This window comes from Mitsuaria chitosanitabida ATCC BAA-476 = NBRC 102408 (assembly GCF_001598255.1).
In the GTDB taxonomy this organism is placed as follows: domain Bacteria; phylum Pseudomonadota; class Gammaproteobacteria; order Burkholderiales; family Burkholderiaceae_C; genus Roseateles; species Roseateles chitosanitabidus.
Genome location: NZ_BCYP01000013.1, coordinates 27,977 through 44,067 on the forward strand (window position 1 = coordinate 27,977; position 16,091 = coordinate 44,067).

The 16,091-nt window shown below is 71.5% G+C and carries 14 protein-coding genes; 7 read left to right on the forward strand and 7 right to left on the reverse strand.

The genetic code is table 11. From position 1 onward, the window contains the following. Positions 1-13 precede the first annotated feature (13 nt). Genes MCHT01_RS08400 through MCHT01_RS08425 form a run of 6 tightly spaced genes read right to left on the reverse strand, consistent with a single transcriptional unit; the run spans position 14 to position 5,757 of the window. Positions 14-2,029 (reverse strand): hybrid sensor histidine kinase/response regulator, encoded by a 2,016-nt coding sequence (locus tag MCHT01_RS08400; protein WP_067064585.1) that lies wholly within the window; start codon positions 2,027-2,029, stop codon positions 14-16. Continuing rightward, positions 2,026-2,985, reverse strand: coding sequence for a sensor histidine kinase (locus MCHT01_RS08405; RefSeq protein WP_067064587.1), 960 nt, complete (start codon positions 2,983-2,985; stop codon positions 2,026-2,028). The genes MCHT01_RS08400 and MCHT01_RS08405 overlap by 4 nt, the downstream gene beginning before the upstream one ends. Continuing rightward, complete coding sequence (locus MCHT01_RS08410) at positions 2,982-4,094, reverse strand: ATP-binding protein (RefSeq protein ID WP_067064589.1); 1,113 nt, start codon at positions 4,092-4,094, stop codon at positions 2,982-2,984. The genes MCHT01_RS08405 and MCHT01_RS08410 overlap by 4 nt, the downstream gene beginning before the upstream one ends. 1 nt (position 4,095) lies before the next feature. Then, a complete protein-coding gene (locus MCHT01_RS08415) occupies positions 4,096-4,509 on the reverse strand; it encodes an anti-sigma regulatory factor (protein WP_067064590.1) in 414 nt (137 codons plus the stop codon). Next, positions 4,490-4,903, reverse strand: coding sequence for an STAS domain-containing protein (locus MCHT01_RS08420; protein WP_067064592.1), 414 nt, complete (start codon positions 4,901-4,903; stop codon positions 4,490-4,492). Before MCHT01_RS08420 ends, MCHT01_RS08415 begins: the two co-directional genes overlap by 20 nt. Then, the gene (locus tag MCHT01_RS08425) at positions 4,900-5,757 is read right to left on the reverse strand and encodes an STAS domain-containing protein (protein ID WP_067064594.1); all 858 of its coding nucleotides are present in this window, start codon (positions 5,755-5,757) and stop codon (positions 4,900-4,902) included. Before MCHT01_RS08425 ends, MCHT01_RS08420 begins: the two co-directional genes overlap by 4 nt. Before the next feature lie 281 nt (positions 5,758-6,038). Between MCHT01_RS08425 and MCHT01_RS08430 the strand changes: the two genes are divergently transcribed. The 6 genes from MCHT01_RS08430 to MCHT01_RS08455 all read left to right on the forward strand — a co-directional run bounded on the left by MCHT01_RS08430 (position 6,039) and on the right by MCHT01_RS08455 (position 14,390). Beyond that, a complete protein-coding gene (locus tag MCHT01_RS08430; RefSeq protein WP_067064596.1) occupies positions 6,039-7,136 on the forward strand; it encodes a hybrid sensor histidine kinase/response regulator in 1,098 nt (365 codons plus the stop codon). A 138-nt stretch (positions 7,137-7,274) separates the two neighbouring features. Continuing rightward, positions 7,275-8,165 (forward strand): beta/gamma crystallin-related protein, encoded by an 891-nt coding sequence (locus MCHT01_RS27805; RefSeq protein WP_273489621.1) that lies wholly within the window; start codon positions 7,275-7,277, stop codon positions 8,163-8,165. A gap of 113 nt (positions 8,166-8,278) precedes the next feature. Then, positions 8,279-11,881, forward strand: a complete 3,603-nt coding sequence (locus MCHT01_RS08440; RefSeq protein WP_067064765.1) for a response regulator — start codon at positions 8,279-8,281, stop codon at positions 11,879-11,881. Between the two features lie 46 nt (positions 11,882-11,927). Next, the gene (locus MCHT01_RS08445) at positions 11,928-12,773 is read left to right on the forward strand and encodes a CheR family methyltransferase (protein WP_067064597.1); all 846 of its coding nucleotides are present in this window, start codon (positions 11,928-11,930) and stop codon (positions 12,771-12,773) included. Between the two features lie 112 nt (positions 12,774-12,885). Then, entirely contained in the window at positions 12,886-13,284 is a 399-nt protein-coding gene (locus MCHT01_RS08450; RefSeq protein WP_084452234.1) for a hypothetical protein, read from the forward strand. Positions 13,285-13,526: 242 nt separating this feature from the next. Then, the gene (locus tag MCHT01_RS08455) at positions 13,527-14,390 is read left to right on the forward strand and encodes a substrate-binding periplasmic protein (RefSeq protein ID WP_067064599.1); all 864 of its coding nucleotides are present in this window, start codon (positions 13,527-13,529) and stop codon (positions 14,388-14,390) included. A gap of 7 nt (positions 14,391-14,397) precedes the next feature. On the opposite strand, the gene MCHT01_RS08460 is transcribed toward MCHT01_RS08455, so the two are convergent. Next, the gene (locus tag MCHT01_RS08460; protein WP_067064601.1) at positions 14,398-14,697 is read right to left on the reverse strand and encodes a hypothetical protein; all 300 of its coding nucleotides are present in this window, start codon (positions 14,695-14,697) and stop codon (positions 14,398-14,400) included. A gap of 401 nt (positions 14,698-15,098) precedes the next feature. Here MCHT01_RS08460 and pepA point away from each other — a divergent pair, with 401 nt between their 5' ends. After that, a complete protein-coding gene (gene pepA / locus MCHT01_RS08465; protein WP_067064603.1) occupies positions 15,099-15,896 on the forward strand; it encodes a flocculation-associated PEP-CTERM protein PepA in 798 nt (265 codons plus the stop codon). Positions 15,897-16,091: the final 195 nt, after the last annotated feature.

Below are 16,091 nucleotides of genomic sequence, written 5' to 3' on the forward strand. Positions count from 1 at the left end.
CTGACGGGACGGCTCAGGACGCCGGCGTGGTCGCGACCTGTTCGACCAGGCGCATCAGCAGTTGCGGCCTCAGCGGCTTGGCCAGGTGGGCGTCGAAGCCGGCCTGCAAGGCCTGCTGCCGGTCGATGTCGCGCGAGAACGCGGTCAGCGCGATCGCCGGCAGGTGCTCGCCGGGCGCCTCCAGCGCGCGGATGTCGCGGATCAGCTCGTAGCCGTCGCGGCCCGGCATGCCGATGTCGCTGACCAGCAGGTCGAAGACCTTGCCGGCCAGCGCCAGCAGCGCTTCGTCGGCGCTGGTGACCGTGGTCACCTGCACCCCGCGCTCGGCCAGGATCAGCTTGAGCATCGCGCCCGCGTCGGCGTCGTCGTCGACGACCAGCACGCGCATCCCGCCCAGCGCGACCGGCGCGCCGCCCTCGTCGCCCAGCGCCCCGAAGGCGCTCACGCCGCCGGGGCCCGTGTCCCCGTCGACCAGCGCCGGCGCCTGCTCCGCGCCCGGCAGCCAGAAGCTGATCGCGGTGCCGCGGCCCGGGCCGTCGCTGCGCACGTCGACCCAGCCGCCATGCGCCTCCACCAGGCTCTTGACGATGGCCAGGCCCAGGCCCAGGCCGCCGTGCTGCCGGTTGCTGGTCGCGTCGCTCTGCGTGAAGCGGTCGAAGATGTGGGGCAGGAACTCGGGCGCGATGCCCTGGCCCTCGTCGCGGACCTCCACCGAGGCGCCGCCATCGTGCGCCCGCAGCGAGAGCGTGATCGTGCTCCCGCGCGGCGAGAACTTGGCCGCGTTGCCCACCAGGTTCCAGATCACCTGCTGCAGCCGGCCGCCGTCGGCCAGCAGCGCCACTTCCTCGTCGCGCAGGTCCAGCTCCAGCCGATGGCCGCTATCGGCCAGCGTGTGCTGCAGCGCCGCCGCCGCCGCGCGCGCGACCGAGCCGGCCTCCACGCGCTCGCGGGTCAGCGGCAGCTTGCCCACGTTGAGCCGCGACATGTCCAGGATGTCCGCGATCATCCGTGCCTGGATGGAGACGTTGCGGTCGATCGCGGTCAGGCCCTTGTGGAGCAGATCCGGCGGGCTGTGCCGCTGCAGCACATGGGTCCAGCCCATGATCGCGTTGAGCGGCGTGCGCAGCTCGTGGGACAGCACGGCGATCAGGTCGTCCTTCATCCGCGACAGGCGCTCGGCCTCGCCGCGCGCGCTGCGCTCGCGGTCCAGCAGCTCCTGGCGCTGGCGCGCGATCACGAGCCGCTGGGACACGTCGACCGCGGTGGCCATGCACAGGCCGGGCTCGATCGGCGTCGAGGCGGTCCACTCGACCTGCACGGGACCGGGCACCTCCGTGTCACCGTCGCCGCGAGGCGGTGGCAGCAACGGGAACTGCGCGCGCAAGCCGTCATGCCCCAGCGCCGCGATGAAGGCCAGGGCGTCCGGCCGGTGGGCCTCCGCCACGAAGTCGGTCAGCGGCCGGCCCAGCACCTCGTGCTCCTCCCGGCCCAGCAGCGCGAGCATCGCCGGGTTGGCCTCCAGCACGGCGCCGCCGCCGGCGCGCAGCAGGCAGATGCCGTTCGGCGCCAGCGCGTAGACGGCACGGAACTTGGCCTCGCTGCGACGCATCGCGTCCTCGGCGGCGCGCGTGCGCACCAGCGCCTGGATGGTGGAGACCAGCACCGCCGGCTCGACCGGGTGTGTCAGGTAGGCGTCGGCGCCGGCGTCCAGGCCGCGCACCTTGTCCTCGTCGGTCAGGTAGGCGGCGGTCAGGTGGATCACCGGCAGCCGGAAGGTGTTGGGTCGCTCGCGCAGGCGGCGGCACAGCTCGAAGCCGTCGATGTCGGGCAGGTGGATGTCCAGCACCACGGCGGACAGCGCGTCGTCCGCGATCGCGAGCGCCTCGGCGCCGGTGCTGGCCTCCAGCGTCGGGAAACCGGCCGCGTTGAGCAGCCGCACCGTCGTGTAGCGGCCGACGGGGTCGTCGTTGACCACCAGCAGCCGGTGCCGGGACCGGTCGATCAGCCGCGCCGCCTTCGCCTCGCTCATGCCCCGGTCCCCGCGCCGGTGAGCCGCTCGCCGGCGGCGTCCGCCGTGCCGTCCGCGCGGGCCTCGGGCAGGCGCAGCGGCAGCGTCACCGAGAACACCGAGCCCACGCCCGGCTCGCTCGTCAGGTCGACGCGGCCGCCCAGCAGCTCGGCCAGGCGCTTGCTCAGCGACAGGCCCAGGCCGGTGCCGCGCAGCCGCTTCTGGATGGGCGAGCCGATCTGGGTGAAGTCCTGGAAGATGGCCGCGTGGAACTCGGGGGCGATCCCGATGCCGGTGTCGGCGACGGCGAAGGTGACCTGTTCCTCGCCGGTGTCGGAGCGGCCCGGCGTAGCGCTGACACGCACTTCGCCGCGGGCGGTGAACTTCAGCGCGTTGGAGACGAAGTTGCGCAGGATCTGCGACAGCTTGGCGTCGTCCGAGAAGACCTGGCCGATGCCCTGGGGCTCCTCGAAGATCAGCTGCACCTCGGGGTTCACCAGCACCGGCTTGAACATGCCGCGCAGCGCGGCGAAGAGGTCGACCAGCTCGAACCAGGCCGGGGAGACGTCGATGCGACCCGCCTCGACCTTGGCCAGGTCCAGCAGGTCGTTGACCATGTCGGCGAATTCCTCCGAGGTCCGCCGGATGAAGTTGATCTGCTTCTCCTGCTCCTCGGTCAGCGGGCCGTCGACATGGTCCAGCAGCAGCCGCGTCAGGCTGCGGATGGAGGCGATCGGCGTGCGGAACTCGTGGCTCATGTAGGCCAGGAAACGGCTCTTGAGCTCGGTGGCCTGGCGCAACTGCTGGGCCTGGGTGTCGAGCTCGGCATACAGCGCGAGCACGCCGCGGTTGGTCTCGTCGAGCTCTTCCTGCATCGCGGCGATCTGGGCGCGCGCGTTGTCCAGCGCCGCGCGCAGCGCGGTCGGGCTGTCGGCCTCGGAGGGGCCGCCCACGAGGGCGGCGGATGGGTCGCTCATGGTTCTCCCTCGATGACTGGCGGGCCGGCCGTCGCGTCGTCACGCGCCGTGCCCGTCGATGCCCCGCGGCGCACGACCACGACGCAGGCGTCGTCGCGTCCGCGCAGGTGGTCCCGCAGCACCCAGGCGGCGATCACCGAGGGCCCGGCCTGGATCAGGCCGGGCGTGGCCTCCAGCGACCAGCGGCTGACGATGCCGTCGGAATGCAGGACCAGCACCGCATGGGGCGGCCAATCGTAGACCACCTCCTGCAAGCGCCGTACCTGCAGACCCAGCGTGCCGTGCTGCGACAGCAGCGTGCGATCCGACACGCCCGAGATCAGGCGACCGACGATGTTGCCCGCGCCGGCGAAGCGCAGCGACGACTGACCTTCCTCCAGCGCGAGGGCGGCCCCGGCGGCGCCCCGGGTGGCGCGCATGCGCTCGTGAGCGTCTTCCAGGAAGGCCGCGGGTGAGGCGAGCGTGCGATCCGAGGCCTCGCCCAACAACGCCACGAACCGGTCGGACGCCTCCGCTGCCGCGGCGCCATGGCCCAGTCCGTCCGCAAGGCCGACGATCCAGCGCGCGCCCTCGCGGCGCAAGCCCCAGCCGTCCCCGCAAATGGTTTCGCCGGGCGCGGCGAGCGAGACGGCGCCGATGTCGAAAGCGGCGCGACCGGTCACGGGCGGTCCGCCCGCCGGCCACGGAGATCCGGGAATGCGTCCGCGCGGCGAGAAGCTCGCCACGAGCACCGTGCCGCGTCCGGCGGCCGAATGGCCGTCGAAGCGATCGGCCATGCGCTTGACCGCGCCCAGGCCGGTGCCGGAAGAGCCGCCGGTGCTGAAGCCGTCCTGCAGGCAGCGCTGCAGGTCCATGCCGCCCCCCTGGTCCAGCGAGATCACGCGCAGCCCGGTCCCGTCGGGCCGGCGCTCCACGCCCATCAGCAGCGCGCTCTGCCGCCCTGGTCCGACGTGTCGGACCAGGTTGGTGCCGAGCTCGGTCACCGCCAGCGCCACGCGGCCGGCCGCCTCCTCGTGGAAGCCGAGCTCGGCCGTCAGCGCCTGGGCGGCGCGTCGGGCCTCGCCCACCTGGCTGATGTCGTCGATGGAGAAACGTTGATCGGGGCGCACGTCACTTCCAGCGCGTGATGGTCACGCGCGTACCTCGGCCCGGGGCCGACTCGATCTCGAAGTCGTTGACCAGGCGCTTGCTGCCCGACAGGCCCATGCCCAGGCCGCCGCCGGAGGTCCAGCCGTCCTTCATCGCCAGGTCCATGTCCGGGATGCCCGGACCCTCGTCGACGAAGGCCAGGCGCAGGCCCGCGCGCGCGCCTTGCTGCACGATCGACCATTCCATCGCGCCGCCGCCGCCGTAGACCAGCGTGTTGCGCGAGAGCTCGCTGGCGGCGGTGATCATCTTGGTCTGGTCGACGAGGGAGAACTTGAGCTCCTGCGTCAGCTTGCGCACCATCTGGCGGGCCAGCACGATGTCAGGCTCGCTGCGCACGGGCAGCGCGCCGGTGGGATCAGGATTCGTCGGCGTCAAGGTCGGCCTCCTGCTGCTGGTCCTGGGGCCGTTCCGATTCGTCTGCCTCCTGCAGCAGCGTCATGCCGCGCTCGACATTGAGCGCGGTGCGCACGCCATGCAGCGACAGCCCCAGTTCCACCAGTGTGATGGCGACGGCAGGCTGCATGCCCACGACCACCGAGGTCGCGCCCAGCACCTTGGCGATGCTGGAGATGCCGGCCAGCATGCGGCCGATGAAGGAGTCGACGATCTCCAGCGCGGAGATGTCGATCAGCACACCGGTCGCGCCGGTGTCCTGGATCTTGTTGGCCAAGTCGTCCTGCAACTGCAGGGCGGTCTGGTCCTGCAGGTCGACCTGGATGGTCACCAGCAGGATCCTGCCCATGCGCAGGATCGGGATGCGGGTGCTCATGCCTGGGCCTTGCCCTTGGTCACGACGAAGCCGGCGCGCTTGAGCGCCAGCGACAGCGCATCGGCCAGAGTGGCCTTGGTCGTGATGCCCTCCAGGTCGATGCCCAGGTGCACGATGGTCTGCGCGATCTGCGGCCGGATGCCGCTGATGATGCAGTCCGCGCCCATCAGCCGGATCGCGGTCACGGTCTTGAGCAGGTGCTGCGCCACCAGCGTGTCGACGGTGGGCACGCCGGTGATGTCGATGATGGCGAGTTCCGAGCCGGTCTCCACGATGCGCTGCAGCAGCGCCTCCATCACCAGCTGCGTGCGGCCGCTGTCCAGGGTGCCGATCATGGGCACGGCCAGCACGCCGTCCCACAGCTTGACCACGGGGGTGGACAGCTCCAGCAGCTCCTGCTGCTGGCGCACGATGATGTCCTCGCGGCTGCGTTGATAGGTCGTGACGGTGAACTGGGCCATCTTGTCGATCAGCGACGAGATCTCCCAGGTCGCGTCCACCAGCGCCGCCGGCTGGTCGGCGAAGCGGCGCTGCAGGCCGGCGAAGAGCGGCTTCTTCAGCGCCAGCACGAAGCGGCTGGTGTCCGCCGCCGTAGAGCCCTGCGCCGCGCGGGACGCGGAGAGCCGGGTCAGGACCTCGCGCACGCCGGACCAGGGCGCGTCGTCGAAGTTGTCGGTGTTGCCGTTGGCGCGCACGCCGGACAGGAGGCTGTCCAGCAGCAGGCCGGTCTCGCGGACCTCGCTGCCGAGGTCGCGACCGCCGCCGCCGGCGACGAGCTCGGTCTGCCATTCGGCCAGGACCTGATCGCGATGGGTGGACAGGAGGTCGTCGACCGCGGCGCTGTTCTGTTTCATGGAGGTCCTCGTGGGCGCTCGGCGGCGCCTTGGCGATGAAGGAGGGCGACGCTGCCGCAGCGATGCGCCGGCCCGGTGTGGGGCGGCGCATCGTACCTCCAGGGCGACACCCCCGTCGGATTCACGGGGCGAGGATCGGGGGAGGGTATGTCCCGAGCCATCGTGGGCACGCCGGTTGCCCAATGCGGTCGTGCGGAACGCTTTGCCGCAGCGCCGGCGTGGACGGCGCCATCACAACAAGGCGAGACGAAGAGATCGAGACAGATCGTTGGAGGAATGACGTGGCGGATCAGATCAGTGTGCTGGTGGTGGATGACAAGCCTCAGAACCTGCTCGCGATGAGAGCCTTGCTGGCCGACTCCGGCCTGCAGGTGCTGACGGCGGAGTCGGGCCCGCAGGCCCTGGAACTGCTCCTCGTGCATGACGTGATGCTGGCGCTGCTGGATGTGCAGATGCCGGGCATGGACGGCTTCACGCTGGCCGAGCTGATGCGGGGCGCGGAACGCACGCGGCACGTGCCCATCATCTTCCTCACGGCCGGCTCCCAGGAGGCGCAGCGCAGCTTCAAGGGCTACGAGGCGGGCGCGGTGGACTTCATCTACAAGCCGGTGGACGCGCATGTGCTGCGCAGCAAGGTCGCCGTCTTCGCCGACCTGCATCGCCAGCGCCTGATGCTGGCCGAGCGCATCGTCGAGCAGGAACGCCTGGCCCGCGTCAACGCGCTGATGCTGGGCGCCCTCAGCCACGACATCCGCAGCCCGCTGTCCGTGATGATGCTCAACGCCGAGCTGCTGATCCGCCAGACCGAGTCGCCGTCGCTGCAGAAGGCCGGGGCCCGCATCAAGTCGGCGGCCTCGCTGCTGGGCCGGCAGGTCGATCACCTGGGCAGCCTCGCGCGGCGGCCCTGCGAGCTGCTGCAGCTGCAGCCCACGCCCGGCGACCTCGCGACGCTGGCCGCCCAGCGGCTGGACGTCGAGAGCAACCAGGCCGTGCTGTGGAGCCCGCCCGCCTTCGAGCGGGTCGGCGACACGGTCGGCGAGTTCGACCAGGAACTGATGGCGCAGGCGCTGGACCAGCTGTTGATGCAGGCCGCGACGCACGCCGGCGACGGCGCGCTGCGCGTCCAGGTCGATGGCGGCGCGCACCGTTCGCTGATGCTGCGCATCAGCTTCGACGCGGTGCTGGAGCCGGAGGCGGCGATCCACCTGTTCGGCGGCCAGGAGCCGGTGTCGGGCATGTCCTCGGCCCAGGTCGGCCCGGGTCTGCAGGAGCCCGAGCGCGTGGCCCGCGCCCATGGCGGCTCGCTGATCGGGGTGTCGCGCGCGCGGCAGGGCACGATGTTCGAGCTGCTGCTGCCGCGCCTGCAATCGGAGCGCTGAGATGCCGCGGCGCAGCAAGGATCGGCGGCCGATGCGCTCGGCCTCCCGTCCTACATCGGCCGCCAGCGCGGCCCGACAGACCGGTGGCGCGCGGTCGCCCAACATGGTGGCATCACAACCACCACGATGGGGACCGCCATGAACGCCACGACCAATCACTCGTCCGGGACGTCGACCACCACCGAGGCCGTGACCGCGATCTCGGCGACCGCCGTCGGCCGCCCGGCCAAGAGCGGCGCGTCCCGCCGCGCCTCGCTGGCGCTGCGCGCGGCCGTGGCCGCCGGCGCGGCGCTGCTGTGCGGCCAGGCCATGGCCGACATCACCTTCTTCGAGCGCGAGAACTTCCGCGGCCGCTCGGTCGGCGTGGACGCGCAGGTCTCGCGCATGCGCGACGTGGGCTTCGACGACCGCGCCTCGTCGGTCGAGGTGACCGGCCAGCGCTGGGAGGTCTGCGAGGACCCGGGATACGGCGGGCGCTGCCGCGTGCTGCGGCCGGGCAGCTATCCCTCGCTGCAGTCCATGGGCTTGAACGATCGCATCAGCTCGGCCCGCGTCGTGGGTGAGCGTTCGGACGTGCGCGACGACCGCTACGGCCCGGAGCCTCAACCCAGCTACTACCGCCGCGGCGACGAGTCGCTCTACCAGGCCCGCGTGACCTCGGTCCACGCCGTCATGGGCCAGCAGCAGCAGCGCTGCTGGATCGAGCAGAAGGAAGTCCGCGACCGGCCCAACGTCGGCGGCGCCGTCATCGGCGGCGTGCTGGGCGGCATCCTGGGCCACCAGTTCGGCGGCGGCACCGGCCAGGCCGTGACCACGGCCGCCGGCGCGGTCGGTGGGGCGGTGATCGGCAGCAACGTGAATCGCAATGACACGCGCGCCGTGCAGCGCTGCGGCGCGGTGCCCAACGACGGCCGGCCCGAGTACTGGGACGTGCGCTATGAATTCCGCGGCCAGGAGCACGCCGTGCAGCTGACCCAGCCGCCCGGCGCCAGCATCACCGTCAACTCGCGCGGCGAGCCGCGCATCTGAGGGCCGCACAACCCGCATTGGAGACCCTGGGAACCCTGTGAGCGGAGGAGGAACGGCACGCTAGGATCCGGCGCGCTGTCCGGTGCCGATTGCTGGACGACCCCCTTCCGCTCATGACCACAACGACCTCTCCGGCTTCTCCCGGCTCCCCCGCGGACTTCTCGTTCGAGGCCTCGCGCCGGCGCCATGAATGGCTGCCGCTGCCGACGACGCTCGGCTTCCTGCTGGCCGTGATCACCATCGTGATCACGGCCTGGTTCTCGTGGCGCTCCCAGCAGGCGCAGTCGGAGACCGCGGAGCAGATGGCCCGCACGCTCACCGTGCAGGAGCAGATCCAGACCCTGGGCTCGGCCATGAAGGACGCGGAGACGGGCCAGCGCGGCTACCTGATCACCGGGATCGACAGCTACCTGCTGCCGTTCAACACCGCGCAGGTGACCATGCCCGCGGCGGCCGAGCGCCTGCGCGGCGCCTTCAAGGACAACCGCTCCCAGCTCCAGCGGCTGGAGACCATGGAGCAGCTGTTCAAGGCCAAGCTCGCCGAGATGGACGAGACCATCACCATGCGCCGCAAGGGTGACGGCATCGGCGCGGTGACCATCGTGCAGGGCGACCGCGGGCGCATCCTGATGGAGCGCATCCGCACGCTGCTGGGCGAGATGGAACGCGAGGAGCGCGACCGCGCCGCCGATCGCCGCGCGGTCTGGGACGCGGCCGTGCAGCAGACGGTCTGGGTGATGGGGGGCGGCTCGCTGCTGCTGCTGGTGCTGACGGCCTCGGCGGCGGTGCTGGCCTCGCGCGGCTATCGCGCCGCCAAGACCGAGGAATGGCTCAAGGCCGGACAGGCCGGACTGGGCAACGCCTTGCAGGGCGATCCGCACGTGGAGCGCCTGGCCGAGATCGCGGTCGGCTTCCTGGCCCGCTACCTGGACGCGCAGGTCGGCGCCTTCTACGTGGCGCAGGAGGACGGGACCTTCCAGCGCGTGGGCGGCTATGCGCTGCCTCAGGACGCCGCGGCGCCGCCCGCGCTGCGCGGCGGCGACACGCTGCTGGGCCAGGCCGCGCGCGACCGTCGGCCCTTGCACGTGCGCGATCTGCCGGCGGACTACCTGCCGATCGCCTCGAGCCTGGGCCGCGCCCGCTCGACCGAGCTGCTGATCGCGCCCGCCGGCATCGACGGCGGCGTGCAATGCGCGCTGGAACTGGGCTTCCGCCACGAGGTGGGCGAGGCCGAGCGCGAGCTGCTGGCCCGCATCGCCGAGCCGCTGGCCATGGCGCTGCGCGCGGCCAAGGACCGCAGCCGGCTGGAGGCGCTGCTCGAGGAGAGCCGCCGCCAGGCCGAGGAACTGCAGATGCAGCAGGAGGAGCTGCGCGCCAGCAACGAGGAGCTGGAGGAGCAGGGCAACACGCTGCGCGACTCGCAGCTGCGGCTGGAGAACCAGCAAACCGAGCTGGAGCAGACCAACGCACAGCTCGAGGAGCAGACCCGCCAGCTCGAGCTGCAGCGCGCCGACCTGGCGCAGGCGCAGGAGCTGCTCACCGAGCGGGCGGACGCGCTGGAGCGCTCCAACCAGTACAAGAGCGAGTTCCTGGCCAACATGAGCCACGAGCTGCGCACGCCGCTGAACTCCACGCTGATCCTGGCCAAGCTGCTGTCCGACAACAAGGACGGCAACCTGAGCGAGGAACAGGTGCGCTTCGCGCAGACCATCAGCTCGGCGGGCAACGACCTGCTGGCGCTGATCAACGACATCCTGGACCTGGCCAAGATCGAATCGGGCAAGGTCGACATGCAGATCGAGCGCGTGCCGCTGCCGCGGCTGCTGCAGCAGCTGACGCAGACCTTCGCGCCCATGGCCGCGCAGCGCAACCTCGCCTTCGGCCTGCAGATGGCGCCGGACGCGCCCGACTGGATCGAGAGCGACGAGACCCGCATCGGGCAGATCCTCAAGAACCTGCTGTCCAACGCGCTGAAGTTCACCGAGAAGGGGTCGGTGCGGATGGACGTGCAGGCCACGGCGGACGGCCGCCTGGTGTTCTCGGTGCGCGACACCGGCATCGGCATCGCGCCGCAGCAGCAGGAACTGATCTTCGAGGCCTTCCGCCAGGCCGACGGCAGCACGCACCGCAAGTACGGCGGCACCGGCCTGGGGCTGTCGATCTCGCGTGACCTGGCACGGCTGCTGGGCGGCGACATCCACCTGGCGAGCACGCCGGGGCAGGGCTCGACCTTCAGCCTGGTGCTGCCGCAGACCTACGTCCCGCCGGCCGAGGAGGACCTGCCCCGGCCGCTGTCGCCGGCCCAGGCGCCGCTGCCCGCCGCCGGTCCGGCGCCCGTCACGCCCATGGGGGCCGTGGCCTTGCCGCCGGCACTGCCCGCGCTGCCGGCCTACGACCCGGCGATGGATCCGACGGCGGCCGAGGCCGAGGCCGTCGCCTCGCTGCTGCACGAGCCCGCGCCGGCGGCGCCCGACGCGCGGCTGCCGCAGCTGGACGACGACCGCCTGGCCTGGGTGCCGGGCGAGCGCGCCATCCTGATCGTCGAGGACGACCCGCGCTTCGCGCTCATCCTGCGGGATCTGATCCGCGAGATGGGCTTCCTGTGCCTGATGGCGCACACCGCCCAGAACGGCCTGTCCGTCGCGCAGCGCTACGCGCCGAGCGCGATCCTGCTGGACATGAACCTGCCCGATCACTCGGGCCTGGGCGTGCTGGACCGGCTCAAGCGCGACCCGATCACGCGCCACATTCCCGTGCACGTGATCTCGGTGGCGGACTACACGCACGAGGCGCTGGAGCGCGGCGCGGTGGGCTACGCGCTCAAGCCGGTCAAGCGCGACGAGCTGGAGGTCGCGTTGCGGCGGCTGGAGGCCAAGTTCTCGCAACGCATGCGCACGGTGCTGGTGGTGGAGGACGACGCGCGCCAGCTCGACAGCATCCGCCACCTGCTGGCCGCGGACGAGGTCCGCATCCAGGGCGTGGCCACCGCGGCCGAGGCGCTGGCGCTGCTGCGCCAGTCGACCTTCGACTGCATGGTGATGGACCTGAACCTGCCCGACATGAGCGGCTACGAGCTGCTCGACGCCATGGCGCAGGAGGAGGAGGTGGCCTTCCCGCCGGTGATCGTCTACACCGGCCACACGCTGTCGGTGCAGCAGGAGCAGCAGCTGCGGCGCTACTCGCGCTCCATCATCATCAAGGGCGCCCGCTCGCCCGAGCGGCTGCTGGACGAGGTCACGCTGTTCCTGCACCAGGTGGAGTCGCAGCTGCCGCCCGAGCGCCAGCGCATGCTCAAGGAGGTCCGCGCGCGCGACAACATGCTGGAGGGGCGGCGCGTGCTGATCGTCGAGGACGACGTGCGCAACATCTTCGCGCTGTCGGCGGTGCTGGAGCCCAAGGGGGTGAAGGTCGACATCGCGCGCAACGGCCGCGAGGCGCTGGAGCGGCTCGACGCGCCGCTGCAGGGGCCCAACGCCAAGCCCGCGGTGGACCTGGTGCTGATGGACATCATGATGCCGGAGATGGACGGCTACACCGCCATGCGCGAGATCCGCGCGCGGCCCGACTTCAAGCGGCTGCCCATCATCGCGCTGACCGCCAAGGCGATGAAGGACGACCAGGAGAAGTGCATGGCCGCCGGCGCCAACGACTACATCGCCAAGCCGCTGGACATCGAGAAGCTGCTCTCGCTGGTCCGCGTGTGGATGCCGCGCTGAGCGCGCCCGCATCGACGCTTCGACACGACGGGGAGGGGACGCGCGCATGGCGGGACAAGAGGTCGACATCGAGGTCAAGCTGATCCTGGAAGCGATCTACGAGCGCTACCACTACGACTTCCGCGACTACGCGGGCACGTCGCTGCGGCGCCGGCTCAAGGCCGCGATGCAGCGCTTCGAATGCCAGACCCTGTCGCAGCTGCAGGGCCGCCTGCTGCGGGAGCCGGAGGTGATCCGCTCGGTGCTGGGCGACCTGACGGTGCAGGTCAGCGAGATGTTCCGCGACCCCGAGTACTTCCTCGCGCTGCGCGAGCAGGTCGTCCCCGTGCTGCGCACCTACCCGTCGCTGCGGCTCTGGGTGGCGGGCTGCAGCGGCGGCGAGGAGGCGTACTCGCTGGCCATCCTCATGAAGGAGGAGGGGCTGCTGGAGCGCACCCTGATCTACGCGACCGACATCAACCAGGAGGCGCTGGCGCAGGCGCAGGCCGGGGTCTACCGCATCGACCTGGTGCCGGGCTTCAGCGAGAACTACCGGCGGGCGGGCGGGACGGGCTCGCTGTCGGACCACTACACGGCGGCCTACGACCATGTGCTGCTGGACAAGTCGCTGAAGGACCGCATCGTCTTCAGCGATCACAGCCTGTCGACCGACAGCGTCTTCGCGGAGGTCCAGCTGGTGTCCTGCCGCAACGTGCTGATCTACTTCAATCGCGCGCTGCAGGATCGCGCCTTCGGCCTGTTCAGCGAGGCGCTGTGCCGCAACGGCTTCCTCGGCCTGGGGGCCCGCGAGACCATCCGCTTCTCGTCCCACGCCGGCGACTTCATCGAGATCGCCGCGCGGGAGCGGATCTACCAGAAGCGCTCGCCCGGCACGCCGGGCGGCGACGACTGAGGCGGGGGCGCGCGGCGTCGGCCCGTCGCGCCGCGGGGTGCACGGGCCCCGGACTTGCCGCACGGGGGCATCGCGATCGTCGTTGCGGTCGCGCTCGCACAGGAGCATCCCCATGGCCACCAGTTCTCTCCTCGGCGGCACGCCCGCGCCGGCGCAACCCAAGGGCACCGATGCCGACGCCCTCGGCCCGAGCGACAGCTCGGACAGCGGCAGCGACATCCAGCATGAGCGCCGCATGCCGACCGGTCCGGACGATCCCGACGAGTTCGGCGCGGTGCCGGCCGAGCATGGGAGCGACACCGATCGCTTCGGTACCGGCGAGCGCGCGTCGGCGACGCCGGGTCGCGATCGCGACGCGCCCGACATCGCGCCGGACCGGGTGAGTCGGTCCCCGGATCCGGAGGACGTCGACGCGACCATCGACGTGGAGGACCTGGCCAGCGGCGACGATCCGTCACTGGGGCCCGACGCGGAGCATGCGGATGACGAGGACGGCGAGCGCCGACCTTGAGAGAAGCCGCCGGCAGCGCGACGCGCCGCGCCGCCGGCGCCGCTCAACCGCTCCGGTGCGGGCCGGGGCGGCGAGTCCGTCGTCGACGACTCCCGGTGGACACCGTCCGGCGCGAGCCGCGACCCGACGGTGGGGGAGGAGGTGCTGGGCGCCATCGCCGACGGGCATCGCACGCTCAATGGCAAGCACTGTTCCCGCCGCGGCGTTCCTCGGCCATGATCACGCGCCCTGATGCGCCGCCGATGAACCGCCTCCGCTCCCCCTTCGCCATGACCTCGCGACCACGCGTCGCGTATCGGACGTGGCTGCCCGCGCTGATGCTCGTCGCCGCCGGACTGCCGACGCTGGCGCAGGCCGAGTGCGCGCGGCCGATCCGCGTGCCGGTGGCCGACATCGGCGCGGCGGTGACCGTCAAGGACGGGGAGGTGGGCGGCATCTTCCCCGAGCTGCTGCGCGCCGAGGCTCGCCGCGATGGCTGCGAGATCGTCTTCAGCGCGGTGCCGCGGGCACGGCAGGAGATGCTCTTCGAGACCGGTCAGGCGGACGTGCTGGTCCCGGCCCGCCGCTCGTCGCAGCGCGATCGGCACGGCCGCTTCGTGCCGATGATGCAGAGCCGCGCGGCCCTGGTCTGGATCGGACCCGATCGCCCGCGCTTCGTGGACCTGTCCGAGCTGGCGGCCCACAGCACGCTGCGCGTGGGCATCGTGCGCGGCTACGACTACGACGAGCCCTACCAGTCGGCCGTGCGCGCGCTCGAGCGGCAAGGGCGCCTGGCGCGCGCGACCGACCCGGTGTCGCTGGCGCGGATGCTCAACGAGGGCGTGGCCGACATCGCCGTGATCACGCCGACGGCGGTCACCGGCGCGCTGCGGCGCGATCCGCGCTGGCGCCATCTGGCCGAGCGCGTCCATTACGAGATCGACGAGGCCTTGCCTTGGGGCGACAGCGGCGCCTATGTGTCGCACTCGACGGCGCTGGGCGCCCGCGACCGCGCGCGGATCGCCTCGTGGCTGGAGCGCATGGCCCGCACGGGCACCGCCTGGCGCGAGTTCCAGCGTCAGTATCCGGAAGACCGGCTCACGGACACCGTGCGTCCGAAGCCTTAGGCGCCCCTCAGAGCGCGCCGATCAGGGCGATCGAGGCCACCACTCCCAGGGCCAGCGCGACGAGCCAGGCGCGCATCGGCGCGGGCTCCTCGCGGGGGCGCCGCTGCTGATGGCGATGCGCCAGGAAGCAGGCCACCGACGCGCCGCCCGCCAGCAGGAACACCAGCGCATAGCCCAGGCCCTCGATCGTGCGGCCGTGATGCACGGCCAGGGCGAGGACGATCTGTCCCAGCATCAGCCCGGCGACGCCGGAGATCGCGGTGGACGACAGCGCGGCGGAGGCGGCAGTGCGGACGGGCTTGCTCATGGCGGGACTCGGAGGCGGTGAAGGGCGGTCGGCGTGGTGTGATCGGTTCGCTGTCCGATCGCCGGAAGGGCCCATGACGACGGGGAACGCGGCGATCGCGATTGTCCCGTCGCGACCGGGCGGCGCGCGCATCGAAAAGCGCCGAGGCAGCGGAGGAATGCGCGACCTGGCCGTGTGGTTTCGAGCTCGTGCATCGCGGTGGACGTGGTGCACACGCATCACTCGCGCACCCCGTGAACGCGGGGGTGTTCCAGGCACGCGTCACCCCTTTCGTCGCGCCTTCGAGGTACATCCGGGAAAGGCCCGATTTTTATGTGGCGGGGCGAACAGACGCTCTCTGGAGGGGATGGTGAACTGCCTCGTCCGCAATCGTGCGGACGTGTTCTATCGGAGCAACCACCATGACCCTGCCTTTGCTCTCCCTGAAGTCCTCGGCCGTCCAGCGCACCCTGCTGGGACTGGCCCTGGTCGCCGCGAGCGCCAGCGCCTCGGCGCTGCCTTCGTTCACCTGGGACCCCGCCGCCGCCGGCCTGAACGGCTCTGCGTTCACGGCGGACAACCTGCTGGTGTCCAACTATTCGACCGTCACCTTCTCGGGATCGTCGTTCACCCAGTCCGGCTACCTGTCCATCAGCGCCGCGCAACTGGGTGGCCTGACGCTGCCCTCGAACGGCCTGAACCAGAACTACGGCTTCTACATCCAGTTCAGCGGTTCCGGCACGGTGACCACCCCGGGTGACCTGGGCACGCAGCCGACGCTGGGCACGCTGAACTCGCTGACCTACACGCTGTACGGCTACAACGGCACCGCGTCCTTCGGCTTCAGCGGCAACACTCCGACCGAATCCGCGAGCGGCGAGGTGGCCCTGGCCACCGGCACGCTGAAGGTGGGCACCGTGTCGACGACGCCGCTGGGCGACGGCACCTTCAGCCCGGGCGCGCAGGCCAAGCTGTCGCTGACCTGGCTGAACCCGAACTTCCAGACCTCGCTGCCGGCCTACGACATCGCGCTGACGTCGTTCTCGAACACGCCGTCGCAGGTCGAGGCGATCGCCAACGGCTTCCGCATCCGTCAGGGCGGTGGCTCGATCAACTTCGCCGCCTCGGCGGTGCCGGAGCCGTCGACCTACGCGATGCTGATCAGCGGTCTGGCCGCGATCGGTTTCGTGGCGCGTCGCCGCAACCGCTCGGAGAAGTGATCAGGACCGGGTCGGTCGCCGCGCGCGTCCGGCCCGGTTCCCTCGGCGAGCCGTTCGCCGCATCGCGCTGCGGGGCGCGACGCACGGAAGGACCGCCGACGCCGTCGACATCGGGGCTGGCCCCACGGCGGCATCCGCGAGGCCACGGCCACGCGGCAGCAACGCAGTACGGATGAAGCAGTACGTGGAAGGGGC

Coding starts and splice junctions, on each gene's coding strand:
- MCHT01_RS08400 (WP_067064585.1), bottom strand. CDS start 2,029: ATGAGCGAGGCGAAGGCGGCGCGGCTGATCGACCGGTCCCGGCACCGG.
- MCHT01_RS08405 (WP_067064587.1), bottom strand. CDS start 2,985: ATGAGCGACCCATCCGCCGCCCTCGTGGGCGGCCCCTCCGAGGCCGAC.
- MCHT01_RS08420 (WP_067064592.1), bottom strand. CDS start 4,903: ATGAGCACCCGCATCCCGATCCTGCGCATGGGCAGGATCCTGCTGGTG.
- MCHT01_RS08425 (WP_067064594.1), bottom strand. CDS start 5,757: ATGAAACAGAACAGCGCCGCGGTCGACGACCTCCTGTCCACCCATCGC.
- MCHT01_RS27805 (WP_273489621.1), top strand. CDS start 7,275: ATGAACGCCACGACCAATCACTCGTCCGGGACGTCGACCACCACCGAG.
- MCHT01_RS08440 (WP_067064765.1), top strand. CDS start 8,279: ATGACCACAACGACCTCTCCGGCTTCTCCCGGCTCCCCCGCGGACTTC.
- MCHT01_RS08445 (WP_067064597.1), top strand. CDS start 11,928: ATGGCGGGACAAGAGGTCGACATCGAGGTCAAGCTGATCCTGGAAGCG.
- MCHT01_RS08450 (WP_084452234.1), top strand. CDS start 12,886: ATGGCCACCAGTTCTCTCCTCGGCGGCACGCCCGCGCCGGCGCAACCC.
- MCHT01_RS08455 (WP_067064599.1), top strand. CDS start 13,527: ATGAACCGCCTCCGCTCCCCCTTCGCCATGACCTCGCGACCACGCGTC.
- MCHT01_RS08460 (WP_067064601.1), bottom strand. CDS start 14,697: ATGAGCAAGCCCGTCCGCACTGCCGCCTCCGCCGCGCTGTCGTCCACC.
- pepA (WP_067064603.1), top strand. CDS start 15,099: ATGACCCTGCCTTTGCTCTCCCTGAAGTCCTCGGCCGTCCAGCGCACC.